Raw genomic sequence first — 22,029 nt, 5'->3', positions numbered from 1 at the left:
TACGACAAGTGCCTGGCTTTTGCGAGGCATAAAATTTCCAAAAACGCGCTTTTCGCTTTTCGGATCGTGCGGAACTAGCCTCGCGGCTCCGGGTCGAAACGGTTTTCACCGGGCTTGCCGGACCGGGCGAGCAGCAGGATTAGCGCGCCAAGGGCTGCAAGATAGCAGAGATTGTTGAGGAACAGCAGTCCGAACAGCCGAGTGTCGAACACCGGATCGGCAAAGAGCACGGGCATCCTGGAAAAGCCGAAAAACAGGAACGGCAAGGGCAGCAGTGCCCAGGCGCCCGAACGCCCCGTGTCATGCAGGCGGCGCACCGCAGCGGCGGCGATCAGCACGATCAACACGGCCATCATACCCTCCAGCGCCACCACGAACGGGCCCATGTCGGGCATCAGTTCCGGATGATGGCCCTCTATGCTGATCTCATAGTGGCCCGGCCCCGAAGTGATCGTCGCCTGATCGGGGTGCTCCAGCGCGAACTTGCGCATCTTCGCCATGGACGCGAGCACTTTCGGCGTCATCGCGGCAACGCCGCCAAGGAGGACCAGCCCGACCACCACGGCCGCCCATGGCCAGAATGCCGCGCGGGTTTCACGACCGGAGAATTTCGCCAGTCGCACAAGGTGATAGCCGATCATGTTGCCCCCGGATCAATCTCCGGCAGCCTATCCGCGCCGCGCCTTCGCGACAACCCGGACGAATCAACGCAGCCCGTCGGCGACCGCGCTGCAGATACGGGTCATCCGTTCCGCCCAGACCGCCTGCCCTGCCGCATCGGCGATCTGGTCCTGCCGGATCTCGATGGAAAGGTAGGGGCGGCCATGCCTTTCGGCGTGACGGTTCATCGAGGCGTTGAGCACCCTGCCAGAGTAAGGCTCCTGGTCGCCCACTGTCAGGCCTTCGGCTTCCAGCAGCGGAATGGCGAGACGGGCGGCGCGATCGTCCTCGTTGTAGAGAATGCCGATTTCCCAGGGGCGCGGCTTGTCGCACGTCGCCAGGCCGGGCGTGAAGCTGTGAAGCGAGACGATCAGGGCGGGCGCGGCTTGCTCCAGCGCCTGTTCGAGCGCCGTGTGATAGGGATCGAAATAGGCCGCGACGCGCGCTGCCCGGCCTTCATCGCCGATCATGTTGCCGGGGATCGCATAGCCGTCCGAAATCTCGGGAAACATGCCGGGCATGCCGATATCGCGGTTCAGGTCGCAGACCAGGCGGCTGATCCCGGCGAGCCAGCCCCACACGCCCGGAGCCACCATGCGCTGCGCCACTCCTGCCACGCCGATGTCGATGGCGATGTGCTGGTTCATCAGCTCGGCGGGAATACCGAGATCGATCCCCTCCGGCACATGGTTCGAAGCATGGTCCGCCACGACGAGAATGCCGCCCGCGGCCGGCGTGCCGAGCACCCGGTAGACTTCACCCGCCGCTTCGGGGTCTGAAATATCGGAAGTTTTCAACGCAGCTTCCCGGATAATTGCCACCAATCGGCATGGTCTGCCGCGATCCTTGCCGCGGCCTGGCTTAAGGCTTCCTGACTCTCATAGAGGGCGAAGCACGTCGCGCCGGAGCCGGACATGCGCGCCAGGAACGGCGCGGTGTCCCGCAAGGCCGCGAGCACTTCGGCTATCACCGGGCATAGGGCGATCGCCGGGTCTTCCAGGTCGTTACGACCGGCCAGGGCGATCTGCCGCAAGGTTCCGCTCTGCATCGGCCCGCGGTCGCGCTGGTCCCAGGCCTTGAACACCGGCCCGGTCGGCACGGGCGCCCGCGGGTTGACCAGGAGGACGGGGCAGCCTTCGAGGTCGTTCTCCGCCACTTCGGCAAGGTCGGTGCCCGTGCCGGTGCCGATGCAGGGCCGCGACAGCACACAGGCGGGCACGTCCGCGCCCAGTCTTGCCGCCCGCGCATGCCAATCCTCGGGGAGGCCATGGGCACGCTCGACCATGCGGAACACCGCGCCGGCATCGGCCGATCCGCCGCCCAGCCCCGCCGCAACCGGCAAGCGCTTTTCGAGATCGACCGCCCAGCCCTGCTTCCCCTCGCCATGCGGCAGCGCCAGCAGCGCCTTGGCGACGATATTGCCGAAAGGATCGTCGATCTTCCCGGCAAATTCGCCGTGCGTGGTCAGCCGGTCCGCCTCTGCTGGGGTCGCAGCCAGGGCGTCCCCCGCATCGACGAAAGCGAACAGGGTTTCCAGCTCGTGATAGCCGTCCTCGCGTCGCCTGCGGACATGAAGCGCGAGGTTGATCTTGGCGTAGGCGATTTCGGTCAGCATCGCACCGTCCATGCCGCGCCGCGCGCGGAGAGGCAAGTTGAGCTTCGCCGGCCGGTACTCCGCATTATTCGCCAATACGCACCGACAGACTGCTTCCGTCACCCGACCGGCAACGAAAAAGGGGAAGGCCTGGCCTTCCCCTTCTCGATCACATATTCGGATAGTTCGGGCCGCCGCCGCCTTCCGGCGTCACCCATTCGATGTTCTGGGTGGGGTCCTTGATGTCGCAGGTCTTGCAGTGGACGCAGTTCTGCGCGTTGATCTGGAGCTTGGCGCCCGCACCGTCCGGATCGACGAACTCGTAGACGCCGGCCGGGCAATAGCGCGCTTCCGGCCCGGCATAGAGCGGCAGGTTGATCGCGGTCGGGATGCTGGCATCCTTGAGCTTCAGGTGGACCGGCTGGTCTTCCTCGTGATTGGTGAACGAGTAGGACACGCTGGTCAGGCGGTCGAAGCTGATGACGCCGTCGGGCTTGGGATAGGCGATCGGCTGGTAGAGATCGGCGCGCTGCAGGGTCGAGGCATCGGTGTGATGCTTCATCGGCTTGGCAAGGCCGAAGCCGAACAGCGTGCGCAGCCACATGTCGGCGCCGGCCAGCACCGTGCCGATTTCTCCGCCCCACTTGGCGACCATCGGCTCGGCATTCTGGACGAGCTTCAGTTCCTTGGCGATCCAGCTTTCGCGCACCGCCGTATCGTATTCGCCCAGCGTGTCCTGCGCGCGGCCCGCGTTGATCGCCGCGGCCATCGCCTCGGCCGCCAGCATGCCGCTCTTCATCGCGGTGTGCGTGCCCTTGATGCGCGGCACGTTGACGAAACCGGCCGAGCAACCTGCCAGCACGCCGCCCGGGAAGGCCAGCATCGGCACCGACTGCCAGCCACCCTCGTTGATCGCACGCGCACCGTAAGCCACGCGCTTGCCGCCCTCCAGGATCGCGCGGATTTCCGGGTGCTGCTTCCAGCGCTGGAATTCCTCAAACGGGTAGACGTAGGGATTCTTGTAATCGAGCGCGGTCACGAAGCCGAGCGCCACCTGGTTGTTGGCCTGGTGGTAGAGGAATCCGCCGCCCCAGCTGTCGGTCTCGCTCATCGGCCAGCCCTGGGTGTGGATGACCCGGCCGGGGACGTGCTTGTCGGCGGGGATATCCCAGAGTTCCTTGATGCCGATACCGTAGATCTGCGGCTGGCAATCCGCCTCCAGGTCGTACCTGGCCTTGAGCCGCTTGGTCAGGTGGCCGCGCGCGCCTTCGCAGAACACGGTGTACTTGCCCAGCAGGTTCATGCCCGGCTGGAAGTCGGCTTTGGGATTGCCCTCGCGGTCGACGCCCATGTCGCCGGTCTGCACGCCGATCACGGCACCGCTCTCGTCATAGAGGATCTCGGCCGCCGGGAAGCCCGGGAAGATCTCGATCTCCAGCGCCTCGGCCTGTTCGGCCAGCCAGCGGCAGAGGTTGCCCAGCGAGCCGGTGTAATTGCCCTCGTTCGACATGAACGGCGGCATGACCAGATGCGGCAGACCGAAATTCTTCTTCTTCGTGAGATGCCAGTGCCAGTTGTCGGTCACCGGCGTTTCCGCCAGCGGGCAGCCGTCCTCACGCCAGGTGGGCAGCAGTTCGTCGAGCGCCCTGGGATCGATCGTCGCGCCCGAAAGAATGTGCGCGCCGATCTCCGACCCCTTCTCCAGCACGCAGACCGACAGCGCCGGATCGACCTGCTTCAGCCGGATCGCCGTGGCAAGGCCGGCAGGCCCACCGCCGACGATGACGACGTCATACGGCATCTCTTCGCGTTCAATCATTGCGTCCACTGAGCCTGCCCCTAATTTAGTCGCTCGATTAATTTTCTCGAATTGCCTTGATTGGTGGAAGCCAAGAGGTCAAGACCCAGCCGATGGATCAGGCCTCAAATCGGCAATTTCTGGACGATATCACAGGTGCGCTGGACTGGTGGCGCGAGGCTGGGGTCGATTTCGACTTCCTGGACACGCCGCGCCAGTGGATCGTGCCCGAGGAAGAACGCGACGAAAACGGCGGCCGGATTCCCCCGCGGCGGCGCCCCCCGGTGCAAGTCGACGCGCCGCCGGCCCTGCCTTCGCGGATCGATCCGGCGCTGCTGCCGGCCGACCTTCCGGCCTTCCGCGACTGGTGGATGCGCGAATCGCTGCTGGACGACGGCGGATCCGCCGGGCGCATCCTGCCCTCGGGGCAAAGCGGCGCGCCGCTCATGATCGTCGTCGAGACTCCCGAGCCGCAGGACCGCGAGACGCTGCTGACCGGGCCCCAGGGCAAGCTGCTGGACGCGATGCTGGCCGCCTTCGGCACCCGGCGCGAGGAAGTTTACCTCGCCAGCGCCCTGCCCCGCCACGACGCCCTGCCCGACTGGCGCGCCGCGGAGACTCGCGGCCTGGGCGATGCGCTGGCCCGGCACGTTAACCTTGTGGCCCCGCAGCGACTCATGGTGCTGGGCGGAAACGTCCTGTCGCTCATTGGCCACGAATCGCCGCAACGCGCTGCCGTTTTAAGACAATTTCATCATGAAGGATGTGTTATACCGCTTCTGGCCGGGTGGGGGCTCGCCGCGCTGATGCAACAACCGCGCGCGAAGGCGAGCTTCTGGAGCGCCTGGCTAGAGTGGTCAAAGTCTGAAACTGACAAGTCGGTATCAACCGCGCCGGAGGATCAGAAGTCCTGAAAGGACCGATTTCCGCCGGCGATTAGGTCGCACGATGCGGGGAATGAATTTGAAAAGATCCGGCATGGAGAGAAACCGCAAGGGACCCTGGCGCGCCAGCGCAGCCACAGGCGTCACTTTTGCCGTTCTCACCGTCATGTCCGTCCTGGGCGCAAGCCCGGCCATCGCCAACAGCGCGGCCGTGGAATATTTTCGCTCGCGCGCGGACAATACCGCGGTTCCCTCGCTGCTGAGCCAGGATGACCGCGCCTATTACAAGCAGGCTTTCGACGCCGTGGACTCCAAGGATTGGTCCACGGTCCAGCGCTTGCTGGCAGACCGTCCCGAGGGCCCGCTCCACCAGCAGCTGCGCGCCGCTTACTATCTTGCGTCCGGCTCTCCCAAGATCGAGCTTCCCGCGCTGCAATCGTGGCTGGCCGAAGGCACCGACCTGCCCGGCGCCGACCAGATCAGCCGCCTGGCCCTGAAGCGCGGCGCGCTCAACGTGCCTTCGCTTCCCGCCGAGCAGCAATTCGCCCGCCTGCCGACCATGGTGAAGCGCGTGCGGCCCTCCTCGATCGACGACGGCACGATGCCCGCCATGATCGCAAGTGGCATCAACGACCGCATCAAGGCCGACGATCCCACCGGCGCCCGCATGCTGCTGGACGGCATCGACGCTGGCCTCAGCCCCTCGACACGAGCCGAATGGCGCCAGAAGGTAGCCTGGAGCTTCTATATCGAGAACCAGGATGCGCAGGCCTACCAGCTGGCGCAGCTTGCCGCGATGGGCACTGGTCCCTGGGTCGGCGAAGCGTGGTGGACCGCCGGCCTGGCCGCCTGGCGTCTGGGCGACTGCGACGGCGCGGCCGACGCGTTCGACAAGACCGCCAAGTCTTCCGAGAACGCCGAACTGACCAGCGCGGCGCACTACTGGCGCGGCCGCGCGCTCGTGCGTTGCCGCAAGCCGGAACAGGCTTCGGCAGCCCTGCGCCTCGCCGCCGCCCGCGACGAGACGCTTTACGGCATGCTGGCCGCCGAGCAGCTGGGCATGAAGCTGCCGGAACAGCATGCCGCGGCGGACTTCACCCAGAACGACTGGCAGGTGCTGCGCACCAACACCAACATCCGCACGGCCGTGGAACTCGCCGAGATCGGCGAGGACAGCCTGGCCGACGAAGTGCTGCGCCACCAGGCCCGCATCGGCACGCCGGACCAATATGCCTCGATCACGCGCCTTGCCCGCGATCTCGGCCTGCCCTCCACCCAGCTCTGGATGGCCTATAACGCGCCCTTCGGCGGCAAGCCCGAGCCGGCAAGCCGGTTCCCCACCCCCAAGTGGAACCCGGTGGGCGGCTGGAAGGTCGATCCGGCACTGGTCTATGCCCATGCCCTTCAGGAATCGATCTTCCAGACCAGCGTCGTCAGCCCGGCGGGCGCGCGCGGCCTGATGCAGATCATGCCCGCGGCCGCGCGCGATCATGCCAATTCGCTCGGCTACACCGGCAACGCTTCCGATCTCAACAAGCCGGAAGTGAACCTTGCCTTCGGCCAACGCCATCTTGAGATGCTGCGCAACGATCCGGGTACGCAGGGCCTGCTGCCAAAGGTCATGGCCGCCTACAATGCCGGTCCGCTGCCGGTGCGCCGCTGGAACTCCGAAGTGAACTGCCAGGGCGATCCGCTGCTCTGGATCGAATCCTTGCCGTACTGGGAGACGCGCGGTTACGTGAACATCGTGCTGCGCAATTACTGGATGTACGAGCGTCAGGCCGGCGGCCAGTCCGAAAGCCGCATGGCGCTGGCGCAGGATATGTGGCCGACGTTCCCCGGCCTCTCGGGCTCGCAGGCCGTCCGGATGACGGCCAACGGGGCAATCGTGCGTGGCCATTGATCCCGAGCGTGTCTTCAAGCCCATCAACATCGCCGTCCTGACCGTCTCCGACACGCGCGGCCCCGAAAACGACACTTCGGGCGACATCCTCGTTCAGCGCATTCGCGACGCCGGCCATGCCCTGGCCGACCGCGCGATCGAGCGCGACGATGCCGACGTGATCGCCGCAAGGTTGAACGCCTGGATCGACGATCCGAACGTGGACGCCATCGTCTCCACCGGCGGGACCGGGCTCACCGGGCGCGATGTCACGCCCGAGGCCATCGACCGGGTGAAGGAGCGCGACATTCCGGGGTTCGGAGAGCTGTTTCGCTGGCTTTCGTACAAGACCATCGGCACGTCCACCGTCCAGTCCCGCGCCTGCGCCGCCGTTTCGCGCGGCACTTACCTCTTCGCTCTCCCCGGCTCGAACGGTGCAGTGAAGGACGGTTGGGACGGCATTCTGGCCGAGCAGCTCGACAGCCGGAACCGGCCCTGCAACTTCGTGGAACTGATGCCGAGGCTGCGAGAGAAGTAAGCTGGGCGCCTCTCAGCCGCCCGGCGCATCACCGCTTGGCGGACAAAATGAGCCTCTCGTAAGGGACTGCTTGCTCAGGCGAAAATCGGCAGTTTTGCAGCGTCTTCCTCGCTGAGCGCGATGCCGAACGTCTCGCCCAGAAGGCGGGCATATTCGGCAGCGGTTTCGATCTGGCGAACTTCGCTCTTGCCGTGACGGCCGATCGTGAACTGCCGGTCGCTCAGGGACGCGAAGCCGCCTTCCAGCACCACGCTGGCGACGCAGAGCGTGGTGAAGCGCGTGCCGGGCCGGGTCGAGGTCCAGTGGTTGCTCATCTCCAGGTCGTCCTGCGCGACATCATCGAGATCGAACACATATTGCGGCTGCCAGTCGCCGTGGGGAGCGCCGCGTCCATCGGTGGCGCCTGCCGGACCGGCGCGTTCGAGCCGCCATTCACCGCCCAACGATCCGCGTTCTCCGCCGCGCAGAAGCCTGTGCCAGGCGCCGTCGCCGGTCTGCACTTGCGCGCCGTCTTCTAGCGGGAGCGGCGGAACGTAGCTGCCGCCGAAGCCGGCATCGGCAATCCATGCCTCGCCGTCCAGATTGACCAGCAGCAGGGTATGGGTACGGGGCGGAACCACGCCCTCGCCCAACCCCAGCAGCACGCGGGCCAGCAGGGGCCGATTGACCAGCCCCATGGCCGAAAGCGCGTCGGCGTAGAGGCGGTTCTGCTCGAAGCAATAGCCCCCGCGACCGCGCGTCACGAGCTTTTCGAAGACGCTGGCACTGTCGATGCGGATGCCCTGTCCCAGCGGTATCGCGAGGTTTTCGAAACCGATCGACTGGCGATGCGCCATCTGCACCGCGCCCAGCCCGTCCGAAGAGCGGGCCGGCATCTCGGAAAGGCCGATACGGGCGAAGTAACGATCGATGTCCATGTGCCGTTTCTGCGCCGCTCGCCCCCGCGGGGCAAGCCTGTGGATAAGCTGTGCAAAGCCTGGGGACTGGCCGTGGAAAGCCGGTGGAGCGACAGTGGAAATCCTGTGGGTTTCCCGCTTCGCCCCGCCCCCTCCGGCAGGATCAGTTCGCGGCGGTCAGCGCTTCGTGGAAAGCCTTGATCGCGGCGGCTTCGTCGCCGTTCCAGACCGCGCCCGATACGGCCAGGAAGTCCGCGCCGGCCTTCACCAGAGGAGCACAGTTTTCAGGCGTGATCCCGCCGATGGCCACGCAAGGGATCTCGAAGATCGCCTGCCACCATTCGAGCAGGTCGACGCCCGCCATGTGCTTCACCTGCTTGGTCGTCGTAGGGAAGAAGGCCCCGAACGCCACGTAGTCCGCGCCGGCCTCACCCGCATCCATGGCCAGGTGGCGGCTGTCGTGGCAAGTCACGCCGACTTGCGCATCGCGGCCGAGCGCATTGCGCGCCTCTTCCACCGTGCCGTCTTCCTGGCCGATGTGCACCCCATCGGCGCCGAGACGCTTGGCCAGGCTGATCGAATCGTTGACGATGAACGCCACGTCCCGTTCCCCGCAGATTTTCTGCAGTGGTTCCGCCAGCCGCGCGGCCTCGTGCTGGTCGAGGTCCTTGACCCGGAACTGGAACGCCGCGACCGGCGCCGCATCCAGCGCACGCGCCAGGCGATCGGGAAAGCCGCCGCCCACTTCGAGCGGCGAGATAAGGTAAAGCTGCGTCGGTTCGCGTTCGTTTTCGTCCATGCCGCGGCCCTAGCGCGTCCTCGGGCTCAGGAAAAGGCTTCCTCGTCCGATGAGGCATTGGCGCAAGGGCTTCAGTTCGGGCAAGGTTCAGGCGCGATGCGGTTTCTCGGCGAGGAGCCGCCCCAAGTCCCTCTCCCCCTATCGTGTGAGGATCATGAGAAGCCGCGCCCTGACGACTGCTCTTTCGCTCGCGACCGCGTTGGTCGCGCTGTCTGCCTGCCGGATCATTCCAGCCTCCCCTGTGCGGCCCCATGCGCCCGCCTCGACTCCGGCACCAGCATCGGCCCCTGCCCCGCTCCCGCCGCCGACCGCCGCGGAGCCGGAAGTGCTGGCCCCCGAACCGGATGTCCATGCAGGCGGCCCACCGGCCACCGATTTCTACACCCCGCAATCCCCCCCGCCGCGCGCGCCCTACGAGGGACCACCGCTCGCTTATACCCGCATCGGCGAGACGGTCTTCGTCGACGGCCCCAAGGTGACCCCGCTCGCCCTGCTGGAGGACAGCCGCTGCGCCGAAGGCACCCAATGCGTCTGGGCCGGCCGCCTGAGAGTTCGCGTTCGCGTGGACCTGGGTTCGGGGCCGCGCGAAGTGGAGATGACGCTGGGACAGCCCGTGCAGATCGCGGATGGACAGCTCGACTTGCTGGATGCCCTGCCCCGGCCCACTGCGGGCAGGAAACCGGCGCCTTTCGCCTATCAGTTCGGCTTCCGTTTCATGGGCGGCCTCTGACCGCTGCCAAGCAGCCAAGGACCTGACGAAAGGCCGTAACGGAAAAAGGCGGCGCCTTGCGGCACCGCCCTTCCTTCAAGCGAAAATCCGCGGGCAGGATCAGGCGGCGGTGGCCGCGTCGACCTTTTCGGTAGAGCCCGCGAAGATTTCGTCGATCGCCTCGCTCAGCGCGGCGTCGAATTCCGCGTCGCTCATCTGCGAGCGCAGGTCTTCCAGCAGCGCGCGGCTGAAGCTGGCGATGATGCCCTTGTTCTTTGCCAGTTCGGCGCAGGCTTCGGTGCGTTTGTAGCCGCCCGAAAGCGCCACCACGCGCAGCACCTTGGGGTGCGAGACCAGCGGGTCGAACGTGCCCGGCACGATCGGCAGCGAAAGCTTGAGCATGACGCGCGTGCCTTCCGGCAGGGCATCGAGGTTCTTGAGGATTTCGGCCAGGAGCAGCGAATCGCACTCGGCGCGAGTCTCGCTCTTGATGTTCACTTCCGGCTCGATGATCGGCATCATGCCGTGCGAAAGCACTTGGCTGCCGATCTCGAACTGCTGCTTCACCACCGCGGCGATGCCTTCGGCATTGGCCGAATTGATCACCGAACGCTCCTTGGTGCCGAACACGCCGAGCGCCTTGGAACGCTCCAGCAGGGCATCGAGGGTCGGCATCGGCTTCATCAGCTGAACGCCGTTGGCTTCGTCTTCCAGGCCCTTGTCGACCTTGATGAAGGGAACCACGCCCTTGGCGATCAGCGCCTGCGGAGTGGGCACGCCGGCGACTTCGCCATCCATGGTCCGCTCGAACAGGATCGCGCCGATCACCTTGTCACCGGTGAAGGCCGGCGAGGCGATGATGCGGGCGCGCATCTGGTGGATCAGGCCGAACATCTCCTCTTCGCTCGACCAGGCGCCTTCCTCGATGCCGTAGCCCTTCAGGGCCTTGGGCGTGGAGCCGCCGCTTTGGTCGAGCGCGGCGATAAAGCCGTTCCCGCCGGCCATTTTGGCCGCCATTTCCGAATATTGCATGGTTTTCTCCTCCTAGTTGTATCGACAACCTGAAACGGGCTTATTCCCCGAGCCACCGTTTCGCAACTGCGGCAAAAGGCTATCCGTCGGTTGGGTGATCCGTTCCGGCGAAGACGCGCGCGCGCTTGCGGCGGCGCAGCATGTCGGACAGCAGCATGCGCGCGGGAACGTCGATCCAGCGCACGCAGAACCAGGCGACGAGGAGGCACGCGCCCAGGAACGCGAAGGCCATCAGCACTTCGTTGTAATGGAGGTCGTCCTTGAAGTAGCGCATCGGCTCTATCAGCGCCCAGTGCACGGCATAGAGCGCGAACGACACCTCGCCGACGAACCAGGCCGCAGGCGCCAGCTTTCGCGAGGGTTCGACGCGCGATCCCAGCCAGACCAGCAAGGGGGACAGCAACAGCGTGCAGGCAAGGTCGTAGTGGCTGGCCGATAGCCAGTGAGGATCGGCCAGCAGAATTGCAGCGATCGCGGCGAGGCAGGCCAGCCCGCCGAGCGTCGCCGGCCGGTGCGCGGGCTGGCGCAGGCGCGCGATCAGCATGCCGGCGCAGAAGGAGTAGAGCGTGCGGGCCAGCGCCACCGACCACTCGTTCCAGATCGCACCGATATTGCCCGAGCCGTTCTCCAATACCGCCGGGGCGAACCACCATGCCGAAGCCGCGCAGACCGCCAGCAGGGCGAACCGCGGCAGGCGGAACAGCACCAGGATCATCACCAGATTGGCGACAAGCTCGTAGAACAGCGACCAGGCCGGGACGTTGAGCGGAAACAGGGTGTTCGTCAGCGGGGACGGCAGCATCAGCGCATTGACGGCAGTGCTGATCACGATCGTGGGCACGCGCAGCGAAGTGTCACCGCCGGTATAGTGGCGGACCAGGCCCACCGTGGTCGTCAGCAGCACACCGACGAGAAACAGCGGATAGAGCCGGACCAGGCGCTTGGTCATGAAGTCGCCCGCGCCCATGCCTCCCTGCCAGCGCGGCAGGTAGCTGGTGCAAAGCACGAAGCCCGAGAGCGCGAAGAAGAAATCCACCGCGACGTAGCCGTGCGGTGCCTGGGAGATGTTGAAGTGGAACAGCGCCACCGCCAGCGCGGCAATCCCGCGCATGCCGTCCAACGTGACGTAACGCCCGTGCCACGGCGGCGCGACTTGGTCACGGTGGCTCATTCCTGCGGCATCCCCCTCTCGACGTCCCGGACCTGATCCGGGACCGCCGGCCCTGAACGGCCCCTTCGCGGCGGCGCGCTTCGCATCCCCGCCCAAAGACCTGTCATCGGTCCCGGATCAGGTCCGGGACCGATGGTGTAATCGACTCAGGCCGAAAGCGCGGCCACGCCCGGAAGTTCCTTGCCTTCCATCCATTCGAGGAAGGCGCCGCCTGCCGTCGAGATGTACGAGAAGTCTTCCGCCACGCCCGCGTGGTGAAGCGCCGCAACCGTATCGCCGCCGCCGGCAACCGAAACCAGCGAGCCCTCGCGGGTCAGCGCGGCAGCGGTTTTTGCCAGGGCCACGGTGGCCGCATCGAAGGGAACCGTCTCGAACGCACCCAGCGGCCCGTTCCACACGAGCGTGCGGCAGGTCTTGAGCACGTCGCCCAGGGCTTCGACGGCCAGCGGGCCGACGTCGAGGATCATCTCGTCAGCGGCCACTTCATGAACGTTGCAGGTGCGCAAGCTGGGCGGATTGGCGGCGAATTCCTTCGAGACGACCACTTCGTAAGGGAGGTGGACGGTGCAGCCCGACTGGTCGGCCACGTCGAGGATCTCGTTGGCCGTGCCGGTAAGGTCGTGCTCGCAGAGCGACTTGCCCACGTCCACGCCCTTGGCGGCCAGGAACGTGTTGGCCATTCCGCCGCCGATGATGAGGTGATCGACCTGGGTGACGAGGTGCTTGAGCACGTCGAGCTTGGAGGAGACCTTCGCGCCGCCGACGACGGCCGCGACGGGCTTCTCGGGCTTGCCGAGCGCCTTGTCGAGCGCCTCGAGTTCGGCCTGCATCGAGCGGCCGGCATAAGCGGGCAGCACATGGGCAAGACCCTCGGTCGTGGCATGGGCGCGGTGGGCGGCGGAGAAGGCGTCGTTCACGTAGAAGTCGGCATTGGCGGCAATGGCCTTGACCAACTCGGGGTCGTTCTTTTCCTCGCCCTTCCAGAAGCGCGTGTTCTCCAGGATGGCGATGTCGCCCGCGCGCAGGATGCCGACCGTCTGCTTGACGACGTCGCCGGCGATCTCCGGCACGAACATCACTTCCTTGCCGAGCACCTTTTCGACCGCGCCGACCACCATCGACAGCGACATGGTCGAGACGCGCTCACCCTTGGGGCGGCCGAAGTGGGCCAGCAGCAGCACCTTGGCGCCCTTTTCGGCCAGTTCCAGCACTGTCGGCGCCGCGGCGCGGATGCGAGTGTCATCCGTGACCTGCCCGTCGTTCATCGGCAGGTTGAGGTCGACGCGCACGAGCGCGACCTTGCCCGTCACATCACCAAGGTCGTCAAGGGTCTTGAAAGCGCTCATTGCTCGATCCTTATCTCGTCACCGACGGCGATCGTGCCGTCTGTCAGCACCGTGCCCAGCACGCCGCCCCGCCAATCCGGCAGGAGCGCGGCCATGAGCCCCGGCACCACTTCTTCCATGCGGCTGCATGGGTCGCATTCCATGGTCACTGCGATGCGCAGGCTTTCGCCGATGGCGATGACGCAGCCTTTCTCGCGCGGAAGGTGCATCCCGTTCACCCGCAGGCCTTCGACCAGCAAGTTGGCGCGCCGTGCATGCCAGGGCGGACAATCGCCCTCCGCCAATCCCAGGTCGCGCAGCGCGGCCAGCCAGTCTTCGGCTGCCAGCAGCGAGACCTGTCGGCGCGGCACCCGGCCCGGACGCACCGCGCCGCGAAAGTCCCCCTGGACTCCCGCGGCGGCAGTTACGGCGGCGGACCGTAATTCCTCCATCGGCGCGCGCGGCCGTTTGCGCCGCGCGATACCGATGAGGCGGCCCGCCTCCATCAACGCCTCAGAGCAGGCGCATCAGAGGAACTTGGCCATCACGCCGGCCGTATCGACCATGCGGTTGGAGAAGCCCCACTCGTTGTCGTACCACGACAGGACGCGGACCAGCTTGCCCTCGAGGACCGAAGTCTCAAGGCTGTCGATGGTCGACGAATGGGCGTCGTGGTTGAAGTCGATCGAGACCAGCGGTTCTTCGGTGAAGGCGAGCACGCCCTTGAGTTCGCCCTCGGCCGCTTCCTTGAGCAGCGCGTTGACTTCCTCGGTCGTGGTGTCGCGCTTCGGCACGAAGGTCAGGTCGACGACCGAGACGTTCGGGGTCGGCACGCGGATCGACGAACCGTCGAGCTTGCCCTTCAGGTCCGGAAGAACGAGGCCCACGGCAACGGCGGCGCCGGTGCTGGTGGGGATCATGTTCATCGCGGCGGCGCGGGCGCGGCGCGGATCGCTGTGGATCTGGTCGAGGATCTTCTGGTCGTTGGTGTACGAGTGGATCGTGGTCATCAGACCGCGCTCGATACCGATCTTCTCATGCAGAACCTTGGCGAAGGGCGCCAGGCAGTTGGTGGTGCACGAGGCGTTCGACACGACGACGTGATCGGCGGTCAGTTCCTTGTGGTTCACGCCGTAGACGACGGTGAGGTCCACGCCCTTGGCAGGCGCCGAGACGAGCACGCGCTTGGCGCCCGCGTCGATGTGCTTGGAGGCCGATTCCTTGTTCGTGAAGAAACCGGTGCATTCCAGAACGATGTCCACGCCCTGCGCGGCATGCGGCAGGTTGGCGGGATCGCGCTCGGCCGTCACATGAATGCGCTTGCCGTTGATGACGAGATCGGTGCCGTCAACTTCCACGGTACCTTCGAAAGTACCGTGGACGCTGTCGCGCTTGAACAGGAGAGCATTGGCCTTGGCGTCCGCCAGGTCGTTGATCGAAACCAGCTCGAGGTCATGGTCCGTGCGTTCGAGAATGGCGCGAGCGACATTGCGCCCGATACGTCCGAAACCGTTGATCGCAACCTTGGTCGCCATTGCAATAATCTCCTCTTTAAACGCTGAGCTTGTTGAGAATCTTCGGAACGATCGCCTCGACGGTGAAGCCGAAGCGCGCGAACAGGTCCTTGGCCGGGGCCGAGGCGCCGAAGCGGTCGAGACCGATGTTCAGGCCGCCATTGCGGCTCTGTGCGGTATAGCGTTCCCAGCCCATGGTCGTTCCGGCCTCGATCGAGACCTTCAGGATCGACGCATCATGGGGAAGGATCTCGTGCTGGTAGGCTTCGTCCTGCGCGGCGAAGAGTTCCATGCACGGCATCGAGACGACATCGGCGCCGATGCCCTGCGATTCCAGTGCGTCCTTCACCTTCACGGCCAGTTCGACTTCCGAACCGGTGGCGATCAGGATCACCTTCCGGTCGGCGCCGGCATGGCGGAGCGTGTAGGCGCCGCGGGCCGAGAGCATGTCGCCGCTGCTGCGAAGCTGCGGCAGGTTCTGGCGGGTAAGGGCCAGGACCGAAGGCGTTTCCTCGGATTCGAGCGCGATGTTCCAGCACTCCGCCGTCTCGATCACGTCGGCCGGGCGGAACACGTAGAGGTTCGGAATCAGGCGCATGGACATGACATGCTCGACCGGCTGGTGAGTCGGACCGTCTTCGCCGAGACCGATCGAATCGTGCGTCAGCACGTAGATCACACGGGTCTGCTGCAGCGCCGAGAGGCGGATCGCATTGCGGCAGTAGTCCGAGAAGATCAGGAACGTGCCGCCGTAGGGGATCACGCCGCCGTGCAGGGCCATGCCGTTCATGGCCGCGGCCATGCCGAATTCACGGATGCCGTAATAGACGTAGCGGCCGCCGTAGTTCTCGGGATTGAACGGATCCTGGCACTTGGCCTTGGTGTTGTTCGAGCCGGTGAGGTCGGCCGAGCCGCCGATCATCTCGGGGATGGCCGGGGCCAGCACGTTCAGCCAGTTTTCCGAAGCCTTGCGGGTGGCGACGGTGGATTCGCCCTCCAGCCATTCGGCCAGCTTGGCGCGGATCGCGTCGGCTTCCGGCAGTTCGCCGGCCATGCGGCGGCTGAATTCCTCGCCCTTGTCGGAAGCGGCCAGGCGGCCGAACCATTCCACATGGGCAGCCGCGCCGGCTTCGCCCGTGGCGCGCCAGTCGGCCAGGATCTCTGCCGGGATCTCGAAGGGAGCCGAGGTCCAGCCAAGGTATTCGCGGGCCGCGGCGACTTCGGCATCGCCCAGGGCGGCGCCATGAACGTCATGACCGCCCTGCTTGTTGGGCGCGCCCTTGCCGATCACCGTGCGGCAGGCGACGAGCGTGGGCTTGTCCGAAGCGGCGGCAGCGGCCAGCGCGCGTTCGATGTCCGCGAAGTCGTGGCCGTCGCAGTCCAGCGTTTCCCAGCCGGCGGCGCGGAAGCGCGCGGGGATGTCTTCGCTGGTGGAGAGCGCGGTATCGCCGTCGATGGTGATGTGGTTATCGTCCCACAGCACCTTGAGGCGGCCCAGCTTGAGATTTCCGGCGAGGCCGATGGCCTCGTGGTTGATGCCTTCCATGAGGCAGCCGTCACCCGCGATGACCCAGGTCTTGTGGTCCACAAGATCGTCGCCGAACGTGGCATTGAGATGACGTTCCGCCATCGCCATGCCCACGGCCATGGCCAGGCCCTGGCCGAGCGGGCCGGTGGTGCATTCCACGCCTTCGATCAGGAAGTTTTCCGGATGACCGGCGCAGACCGAGCCGAGCTGGCGGAAGTTCCGGATGTCGTCCATCGTCGGGCTGGCATAGCCGGTCAGGTGGAGCAGCGAGTAGACCAGCATCGAGCCATGGCCGGCCGACAGCACGAAGCGGTCGCGGTCGGCCCACTTGGGCTGTGCGGGGTCGAACTTGAGGAACTTCGAGAACAGGACGGTCGCGACGTCGGCCATGCCCATGGGCATACCAGGGTGGCCGCTGTTGGCCGCCTGGACCGCGTCCATCGACAGCGCCCGGATGGCATTGGCCATCGGCGCGAGACGGTCAGCAGCAAGGGTCATCGTGAAGGCTCCGGAAACGGAAAGAATGGGACGATTCGAACTTGCCGACCCCCTTTAGGGCGAGGCCGTCTCCCGTCAAGTTCACCTAAGGAGGATTGGCCTGCCGCCTACATGAGGACTTGTACAGGGATGCGCCAATCATATGGTGGCACATTCGTCTCGTCTGATCGAATGCACTGTGAACAAGGCGGGGCAATTGATTGCCTTTTGGCGTTTTCACGGTAGCGCAGGCGGCAATGGAAAAGGTGACGAACGAGGCCGCTACAGAGCAGGCAATCGACAGGATCCGGGCCGCACTCGCGCGGCTGGAAAGCGCGGTATCGCATAGCCGCGACTTGCAGGACCGCCACGGCCGCCTGCGCGGCACGGTGGAGGACACGCTGGGCGAGATCGACGCGCTGCTGGCGCAGCACCGCCAGCCCCAGCATCTCCCCCCGCAGCAGAAGCCCTGAGCCGATGGCAAACATCTCCCTGATGATCGGCGGGCGCGAATTCATGCTCGCCTGCGCGGACGGCGAAGAGGCTCACCTCACCCGCCTGGCCGAGATGATCGACGAAAAGCTGGCGCAGGCCGGCGCGGTGGGGCAGACCGAGCCGCGCATGCTGCTCTTCGCCTCGCTGATGCTGGCCGACGAACTGCACGAGCTGCGCCAGCGCGCCCAGCAACCCGCGGCGGCGCCGGTCGCCACCCCGCCGCCCGCTCCCGCGCCGGTACCGGAAATTCCCGAGGTGCTGGTCGAGGAACTGGCGCGGATCGCCGATCATGTCGAAAAACTTGCGGACCTCCTTGAGCAGAGCGCTTCGAACGCCTAACTAGGGGATGACGGGATCTGCCCGGCACGAGCCGTTCGAACATCCCTGAGGCTATAAGCAATCCAATGGGGTCTGTCCCTGCCCGGACCGTGGTCCGACGCACATGGTCCCCACCTGACGTCGAGGCGTCAGAGGATTTCTAGGCAACGACCCAAGGTGGACCCGTCACCCACTCCGCACAGGCCCCCGAAGGCCCGCTTCCGGCCTTATCCTTTCGGCACGCCAGATGCCCGAATTCCGCCGTGCCGCGAAGGCGCTTCGGTGGTATTGTCGCGGTTCCGAACTTTCTGGCCTGATATTCTAGAATGGGACTCACGGTGGATTCGTCGCCTCCTCTCTCCCCCACGATCGAGAAAAGCGCCTTGCGCAAGGCGCATCGCGCCGCGCGTGCGGAGCATGTCGCCTCGCTGCCGCAGGGCATGCGGGCGCTCGTCCTCAATCGCCCGCCCGCGCCTGTCGCGGAAATGATGCCCGAGGGGCTGACGATCGGCCTCTACGCCCCCGTGCGTGACGAAGCCCCGGCTTTCGGCTGGGCGCGATGGCTGTCCGAACACGACCGGCGCATCGCCCTGCCCTGGTTCTCGGAGCGCGAAAGCGCGATGGAGTTTCGGGAATGGGCCAATCCCTTCGACGAGGAACAGCTGACGATCGGCCCCTGGGGCGCTCTTCAGCCCCTTCCCGACGCACGGCCGGTGGTCCCGGCCATCGTCGTGGTGCCGCTGCTCGCCTTCACGGCCCAGGGCCATCGCCTCGGCCAGGGCGGCGGCCATTACGACCGCTGGCTCGAAGCCAATCCCGACGTTCCCGCGATCGGCCTTGCCTGGGACTGCCAGTTGGCCGAAACTCTCCCCCTGGAGCCGCACGACCGCATTCTCGACGCGATCGTGACGCCGACCAGAATCTACGAGGGAGAGATCTGACTTGCGCGAAACCCCGACCTGGCGAATCCCCATCGGGGTGCTCGCGCTGTTTGCGGCGCTCTGCGTCTACGGCCTGCTGCTGGCGCGCTACCTGCCGCCGGTGATCGGCAACTGGCATGTGCTGCTGCAGACGCCGGTCTACCTAGCCCTCGGCATCGTATGGATATTGCCGCTGAAGCGGTTCCTGATCTGGATGGAGACTGGACGCTGGGAATGAACGATTTTTTCCTTTAGATTCCTAGACTTAAATTTTCTTCCCACTGATTCGTCTAATATCCGTCAAATAACCTGTCGCGGATGCGAGCGAACAATTAAGGTCGGCGAATCGTTCATTGATTGGCTTACGGCACCGATTCGGCCTTCCGTTCTCTTGTCGATAATCGCCGGCATTCCGGAGGCTGTGGCAGCCCAGCGCGATCGGTCGGCGGAGAAATTCATTGCTTGATGAACGCCGAACCGACCAAGGTTTGGCGAGTCGCCTCACACCGAATTTGAACTCATCGTTTGAGCCATTACGCGAGCAGCACCCACTCTTGCGCAGACTTACAGTTTGGGACGGTAATCGTTCTCTCAGTCTCGTCCCGGGACAGGGACGAAACCGCTGCGCGGGAATGGCGTTTGGCGCGAGGTTGCTCCGTAATAGCGCGGTGTTGGGGCGCGCGGAGTCGCCATGAGATTGTGAGGTTCCTTCAACGCAAAGGAACTCACCATGGACACCACGATTACCGCCGCCCCAATCGGTTCGCTGCGCCAGCGGATGCTGCAAGATGTCCAGAGCGTCGAAGAGGCCGCGCGGCTCAACGAGGCAGCTCCAGGCATCAAGTACAAAGCGATTTTCAGCGTGGCCTACGGCGCCGGCCTGCGTGTGTCGGAGGTCACTTACCTAAAGGTTGGAGACATCGACAGCGAGCGTATGATCATCCGTTGTGAGGCGCCGCCGTTTGGGTTTCCGAACGGCGGGGATAGGGATGTTGGTAGTGGAGACGATTGCGAGAATCCGTCGGGAGCACAAAGACGGGAAGCCAATCAAGGAGATCGCGCGGGATCTGCGTTTGTCGCGCAACACGGTACGCAAGGCGGTGCGCGCACCTGATGCGGATGCCAGTTACAGGCGGATTGATCAGCCGCGCCCCCAGACCGGGCCATTCAGCGCACGCCTGGAGGCACTCCTCGAGCAGAATGAAGATTTGCCCCGCCGCGATCGGCTGCGGATGACGCGGATCCACGATCTGCTTCAGCGAGAAGGGTTCGGCGGTTCCTATGATGCAGTGCGGCGGTACGCGGCCCGCTGGAAGCGCGAGCGGCGTGTTGATGCGGGGGATATGAGCAAGGTCTTCATCCCGTTGATGTATCGGCCCGGTGAGGCCTACCAGTTCGACTGGAGCCACGAGGACGTGGAGATCGCTGGTAAACCGATGCGCGTGAAGGTTGCGCATATGCGGTTTTGCTGGTCGCGAGCGCCATTTGTCCGGGCCTATCCTCGCGAGACGCAGGATATGCTGTTCGATGCGCATGCCCGTGCCTTCGCCTTCTTCGGCGGGGTCCCGATGCGCGGCATCTACGACAACATGAAGACGGCGGTGACGACGGTCTTCACAGGCAAGGAGCGGCTGTTCAATCGGCGGTTCCTGATCATGACGGATCACTATGGCGTCGAACCAGTGGCCTGCAGCCCTGCTGCGGGATGGGAGAAGGGCCAGGTGGAGAACCAGGTTCAGACCAGCAGAGAGCGTCTGTTCAAGCCGCGGCTGCGCTTTGCCAGCCTTGAGGAACTGAACATCTGGCTGGAAGCCGAGTGCCGACGCTGGGCAGAGCGGAACACGCATCCAGACCTGGAGGATGCTACGATCGCGCAGGCGCTGGAGACGGAGCGCGGCATGCTGCAGGCGCTTCCGGCGCTGTTCGATGGATTCTTCGAGAGCGAGCACGTGGCAAGTTCGACGTGCCTGGTGAGCTTCGACCGCAATCGCTACTCTGTGATGGCGAAGGCGGCCCATCAGGCTGTGCAAGTGCGGGCCTATGCAACACGCGTCGTGATCCGCAGCGAGGGTGCTGTCGTGGCCGAACATGATCGGGTCTTCGGCCGGAACCAGACTGTCCATGATCCCTGGCACTACCTTCCAGTCCTTGCCCGCAAGCCCGGGGCACTGCGTAACGGCGCTCCCTTCCAGGACTGGGATCTTCCACCTGCGCTTGCCCAGCTACGCCGCAAACTGGGCAAGGGAGACGAAGCTGATCGACGCTTCGTCAAGGTGCTGGCTGCCGTTCCTGATGACGGCCTTGAGGCTGTGGAGGCCGCTGTACGCGAAGCTCTCAGGGCAGGCACTGTCAGCGATGAGGTCATTCTCAATATTCTGTCGCGCCGGCGCGAACCTCAGGACGCCGTGACCATGGATGTGGTCGTGAACCTGAAGCTCAGATACCCGCCGGTTGCCGACTGTGCGCGCTACGATAAGCCGCGAGGTCTCGATGCAGCGGCATGAGATCGTCGCAGCTCTCAAGGGGCTGGGGCTCAAGGGCATGGTCACTGCCTTCGATGATGCCGTCACCAACGGTATCCGCCGCGACAGAACGATCATGGAGATGCTGGGCGACTTGCTACGCGCAGAGACCGCACATCGGGACGCAGCGTCGATCCGCTATCGCATGACCGCTGCAAAGCTGCCGGCGATCAAGGATCTGGATGGGTTCGTGTTCGACGGCACACCGATCAACGAAGGATTGCTCCGTTCGCTCCATGCGGGATCCTTCCTGCCGGAACGGCGCAACATTGTGCTGGTCGGCGGAACTGGCACGGGCAAGACCCACTTGGCGCTAGCCATCACCGCGGCCGTGGTCCGCGCCGGTGCCAAAGGTCGGTTCTTCAACACGGTCGACCTAGTGAACCGGCTCGAAGAGGAAGCCCGACAGGGAAAATCCGGCAGTCTTGCTGCCCAGCTCTCACGGCTCGACCTCGTCGCTCTTGATGAACTGGGCTACCTGCCGTTCGCTCGATCTGGCGGACAGATGCTCTTCCACCTGATCAGCAAGCTTTACGAAAAGACCTCGGTGATCATCACGACCAATCTCGCCTTCGGCGAATGGCCGAGCGTCTTCCACGATGCCAAGATGACCACCGCACTCCTCGATCGCATCACGCATCATTGCGACATCATCGAGACGGGCAACGACAGCTGGCGGTTCAAAAACCGGAACTGATCTCCAAACCCCTTCCCCCGGACCCCCATCCCCGGCGGTTAACCCGGTGGGCCCACAGGGGACCTCCCACGGACGACGCCGCCAGCACACCTGACGGTGCGCGTCGTCGTCCGTGGGCCCCTCCTATGGGCTACCGGGATAACCGCCGGACTGCTCAAAGATGGGGTCAACTTTGGGGTCTGACTCAAATTCCGTGCACTTGGTATCATGCTGGTGCCATGACCCTTGCCTTGAGCAGGTCGATTTTAGCGCGCCCGAACATCTGGCGCT

General features: G+C 65.2%; 22 protein-coding genes and 1 pseudogene. 11 read left to right on the top strand and 12 right to left on the bottom strand.

Annotated elements, in window-relative coordinates:
- Window positions 1–74 precede the first annotated feature (74 nt).
- The 4 genes from EDF57_RS00120 to EDF57_RS00105 all read right to left on the bottom strand — a co-directional run bounded on the left by EDF57_RS00120 (window position 75) and on the right by EDF57_RS00105 (window position 4,073).
- Window positions 75–641 carry a DUF805 domain-containing protein gene (locus EDF57_RS00120; protein ID WP_134092686.1) on the bottom strand — a complete coding sequence of 189 codons (567 nt, stop codon included), beginning with the start codon at window positions 639–641 and terminating at the stop codon, window positions 75–77.
- Between the two features lie 63 nt (window positions 642–704).
- Window positions 705–1,457 carry an N-formylglutamate amidohydrolase gene (locus tag EDF57_RS00115; protein ID WP_243654037.1) on the bottom strand — a complete coding sequence of 251 codons (753 nt, stop codon included), beginning with the start codon at window positions 1,455–1,457 and terminating at the stop codon, window positions 705–707.
- Window positions 1,454–2,275 carry a 4-(cytidine 5'-diphospho)-2-C-methyl-D-erythritol kinase gene (locus EDF57_RS00110; RefSeq protein WP_134093228.1) on the bottom strand — a complete coding sequence of 274 codons (822 nt, stop codon included), beginning with the start codon at window positions 2,273–2,275 and terminating at the stop codon, window positions 1,454–1,456. Before EDF57_RS00110 ends, EDF57_RS00115 begins: the two co-directional genes overlap by 4 nt.
- A gap of 148 nt (window positions 2,276–2,423) precedes the next feature.
- Window positions 2,424–4,073, bottom strand: a complete 1,650-nt coding sequence (locus tag EDF57_RS00105; protein WP_134092685.1) for an electron transfer flavoprotein-ubiquinone oxidoreductase — start codon at window positions 4,071–4,073, stop codon at window positions 2,424–2,426.
- Between the two features lie 92 nt (window positions 4,074–4,165).
- Here EDF57_RS00105 and EDF57_RS00100 point away from each other — a divergent pair, with 92 nt between their 5' ends.
- From EDF57_RS00100 to moaB, 3 genes are all read left to right on the top strand, one after another.
- Window positions 4,166–4,966 (top strand): uracil-DNA glycosylase family protein, encoded by an 801-nt coding sequence (locus EDF57_RS00100; protein ID WP_134092684.1) that lies wholly within the window; start codon window positions 4,166–4,168, stop codon window positions 4,964–4,966.
- Window positions 4,967–5,102: 136 nt separating this feature from the next.
- Entirely contained in the window at window positions 5,103–6,839 is a 1,737-nt protein-coding gene (locus tag EDF57_RS00095; protein WP_208324784.1) for a lytic transglycosylase domain-containing protein, read from the top strand.
- Window positions 6,829–7,356: a molybdenum cofactor biosynthesis protein B gene (gene moaB / locus EDF57_RS00090; RefSeq protein ID WP_134092682.1), complete on the top strand. Its 528-nt coding sequence runs from the start codon at window positions 6,829–6,831 to the stop codon at window positions 7,354–7,356. Before EDF57_RS00095 ends, moaB begins: the two co-directional genes overlap by 11 nt.
- 74 nt (window positions 7,357–7,430) lie before the next feature.
- Here the strand turns inward: moaB and EDF57_RS00085 are convergent, their stop codons facing one another.
- Window positions 7,431–8,273 (bottom strand): arylamine N-acetyltransferase, encoded by an 843-nt coding sequence (locus EDF57_RS00085; RefSeq protein ID WP_134092681.1) that lies wholly within the window; start codon window positions 8,271–8,273, stop codon window positions 7,431–7,433.
- Between the two features lie 142 nt (window positions 8,274–8,415).
- Window positions 8,416–9,051: a thiamine phosphate synthase gene (gene thiE, locus EDF57_RS00080; RefSeq protein WP_134092680.1), complete on the bottom strand. Its 636-nt coding sequence runs from the start codon at window positions 9,049–9,051 to the stop codon at window positions 8,416–8,418.
- A 325-nt stretch (window positions 9,052–9,376) separates the two neighbouring features.
- Here thiE and EDF57_RS00070 point away from each other — a divergent pair, with 325 nt between their 5' ends.
- Complete coding sequence (locus tag EDF57_RS00070; RefSeq protein WP_207912790.1) at window positions 9,377–9,781, top strand: hypothetical protein; 405 nt, start codon at window positions 9,377–9,379, stop codon at window positions 9,779–9,781.
- A gap of 99 nt (window positions 9,782–9,880) precedes the next feature.
- Here the strand turns inward: EDF57_RS00070 and EDF57_RS00065 are convergent, their stop codons facing one another.
- The 6 genes from EDF57_RS00065 to tkt form a co-directional block, all read right to left on the bottom strand.
- Window positions 9,881–10,792 (bottom strand): fructose bisphosphate aldolase, encoded by a 912-nt coding sequence (locus EDF57_RS00065; protein ID WP_134092679.1) that lies wholly within the window; start codon window positions 10,790–10,792, stop codon window positions 9,881–9,883.
- 79 nt (window positions 10,793–10,871) lie between these two features.
- Window positions 10,872–11,963 (bottom strand): acyltransferase, encoded by a 1,092-nt coding sequence (locus tag EDF57_RS00060; protein ID WP_134092678.1) that lies wholly within the window; start codon window positions 11,961–11,963, stop codon window positions 10,872–10,874.
- 146 nt (window positions 11,964–12,109) lie between these two features.
- The gene (locus EDF57_RS00055; protein WP_134092677.1) at window positions 12,110–13,309 is read right to left on the bottom strand and encodes a phosphoglycerate kinase; all 1,200 of its coding nucleotides are present in this window, start codon (window positions 13,307–13,309) and stop codon (window positions 12,110–12,112) included.
- Window positions 13,306–13,740 carry an MOSC domain-containing protein gene (locus EDF57_RS00050; RefSeq protein WP_134092676.1) on the bottom strand — a complete coding sequence of 145 codons (435 nt, stop codon included), beginning with the start codon at window positions 13,738–13,740 and terminating at the stop codon, window positions 13,306–13,308. Before EDF57_RS00050 ends, EDF57_RS00055 begins: the two co-directional genes overlap by 4 nt.
- A gap of 75 nt (window positions 13,741–13,815) precedes the next feature.
- On the bottom strand, window positions 13,816–14,823 hold the full coding sequence (gene gap, locus EDF57_RS00045; protein WP_132262150.1) for a type I glyceraldehyde-3-phosphate dehydrogenase: 1,008 nt from the start codon (window positions 14,821–14,823) through the stop codon (window positions 13,816–13,818).
- Between the two features lie 16 nt (window positions 14,824–14,839).
- Window positions 14,840–16,828: a transketolase gene (gene tkt, locus EDF57_RS00040; protein WP_132262148.1), complete on the bottom strand. Its 1,989-nt coding sequence runs from the start codon at window positions 16,826–16,828 to the stop codon at window positions 14,840–14,842.
- Window positions 16,829–17,064: 236 nt separating this feature from the next.
- Between tkt and EDF57_RS00035 the strand changes: the two genes are divergently transcribed.
- The 7 genes and pseudogenes from EDF57_RS00035 to istB all read left to right on the top strand — a co-directional run bounded on the left by EDF57_RS00035 (window position 17,065) and on the right by istB (window position 21,759).
- Entirely contained in the window at window positions 17,065–17,280 is a 216-nt protein-coding gene (locus EDF57_RS00035) for a hypothetical protein (protein ID WP_132262146.1), read from the top strand.
- Window positions 17,281–17,284: 4 nt separating this feature from the next.
- Window positions 17,285–17,641 carry a cell division protein ZapA gene (locus EDF57_RS00030; protein ID WP_134092675.1) on the top strand — a complete coding sequence of 119 codons (357 nt, stop codon included), beginning with the start codon at window positions 17,285–17,287 and terminating at the stop codon, window positions 17,639–17,641.
- A 317-nt stretch (window positions 17,642–17,958) separates the two neighbouring features.
- Window positions 17,959–18,561: a 5-formyltetrahydrofolate cyclo-ligase gene (locus tag EDF57_RS00025; protein ID WP_243840804.1), complete on the top strand. Its 603-nt coding sequence runs from the start codon at window positions 17,959–17,961 to the stop codon at window positions 18,559–18,561.
- A gap of 1 nt (window position 18,562) precedes the next feature.
- Window positions 18,563–18,778 (top strand): DUF2842 domain-containing protein, encoded by a 216-nt coding sequence (locus EDF57_RS00020; protein ID WP_134092673.1) that lies wholly within the window; start codon window positions 18,563–18,565, stop codon window positions 18,776–18,778.
- Between the two features lie 543 nt (window positions 18,779–19,321).
- A pseudogene (locus tag EDF57_RS00015) lies at window positions 19,322–19,492 on the top strand (tyrosine-type recombinase/integrase); the annotation flags it as partial.
- Between the two features lie 37 nt (window positions 19,493–19,529).
- Window positions 19,530–21,044, top strand: a complete 1,515-nt coding sequence (istA, locus tag EDF57_RS00010) for an IS21 family transposase (protein WP_134092672.1) — start codon at window positions 19,530–19,532, stop codon at window positions 21,042–21,044.
- A complete protein-coding gene (gene istB / locus EDF57_RS00005) occupies window positions 21,031–21,759 on the top strand; it encodes an IS21-like element ISSsp4 family helper ATPase IstB (RefSeq protein WP_134092671.1) in 729 nt (242 codons plus the stop codon). Before istA ends, istB begins: the two co-directional genes overlap by 14 nt.
- The last annotated feature ends 270 nt before the right edge of the window (window positions 21,760–22,029 follow it).

This window comes from Novosphingobium sp. PhB55, assembly GCF_004368805.1.
Taxonomy (GTDB): Bacteria; Pseudomonadota; Alphaproteobacteria; order Sphingomonadales; family Sphingomonadaceae; genus Novosphingobium.
Note: the sequence above shows the minus strand (reverse complement) of the source record. Positions and strands in the feature narration are given on the sequence as shown.

Excerpts from the sequence above, each read along its gene's own strand:
- EDF57_RS00085 (WP_134092681.1), bottom strand. The coding sequence starts at position 8,273 with ATGGACATCGATCGTTACTTCGCCCGTATCGGCCTTTCCGAGATGCCG.
- EDF57_RS00100 (WP_134092684.1), top strand. The coding sequence starts at position 4,166 with ATGGATCAGGCCTCAAATCGGCAATTTCTGGACGATATCACAGGTGCG.
- thiE (WP_134092680.1), bottom strand. The coding sequence starts at position 9,051 with ATGGACGAAAACGAACGCGAACCGACGCAGCTTTACCTTATCTCGCCG.
- tkt (WP_132262148.1), bottom strand. The coding sequence starts at position 16,828 with ATGACCCTTGCTGCTGACCGTCTCGCGCCGATGGCCAATGCCATCCGG.
- gap (WP_132262150.1), bottom strand. The coding sequence starts at position 14,823 with ATGGCGACCAAGGTTGCGATCAACGGTTTCGGACGTATCGGGCGCAAT.
- EDF57_RS00095 (WP_208324784.1), top strand. The coding sequence starts at position 5,103 with ATGTCCGTCCTGGGCGCAAGCCCGGCCATCGCCAACAGCGCGGCCGTG.
- EDF57_RS00110 (WP_134093228.1), bottom strand. The coding sequence starts at position 2,275 with ATGCTGACCGAAATCGCCTACGCCAAGATCAACCTCGCGCTTCATGTC.
- EDF57_RS00050 (WP_134092676.1), bottom strand. The coding sequence starts at position 13,740 with ATGGAGGAATTACGGTCCGCCGCCGTAACTGCCGCCGCGGGAGTCCAG.
- EDF57_RS00060 (WP_134092678.1), bottom strand. The coding sequence starts at position 11,963 with ATGAGCCACCGTGACCAAGTCGCGCCGCCGTGGCACGGGCGTTACGTC.
- EDF57_RS00065 (WP_134092679.1), bottom strand. The coding sequence starts at position 10,792 with ATGCAATATTCGGAAATGGCGGCCAAAATGGCCGGCGGGAACGGCTTT.
- EDF57_RS00055 (WP_134092677.1), bottom strand. The coding sequence starts at position 13,309 with ATGAGCGCTTTCAAGACCCTTGACGACCTTGGTGATGTGACGGGCAAG.
- EDF57_RS00030 (WP_134092675.1), top strand. The coding sequence starts at position 17,285 with ATGGCAAACATCTCCCTGATGATCGGCGGGCGCGAATTCATGCTCGCC.
- EDF57_RS00120 (WP_134092686.1), bottom strand. The coding sequence starts at position 641 with ATGATCGGCTATCACCTTGTGCGACTGGCGAAATTCTCCGGTCGTGAA.
- EDF57_RS00035 (WP_132262146.1), top strand. The coding sequence starts at position 17,065 with ATGGAAAAGGTGACGAACGAGGCCGCTACAGAGCAGGCAATCGACAGG.
- istA (WP_134092672.1), top strand. The coding sequence starts at position 19,530 with ATGTTGGTAGTGGAGACGATTGCGAGAATCCGTCGGGAGCACAAAGAC.
- istB (WP_134092671.1), top strand. The coding sequence starts at position 21,031 with ATGCAGCGGCATGAGATCGTCGCAGCTCTCAAGGGGCTGGGGCTCAAG.
- EDF57_RS00105 (WP_134092685.1), bottom strand. The coding sequence starts at position 4,073 with ATGATTGAACGCGAAGAGATGCCGTATGACGTCGTCATCGTCGGCGGT.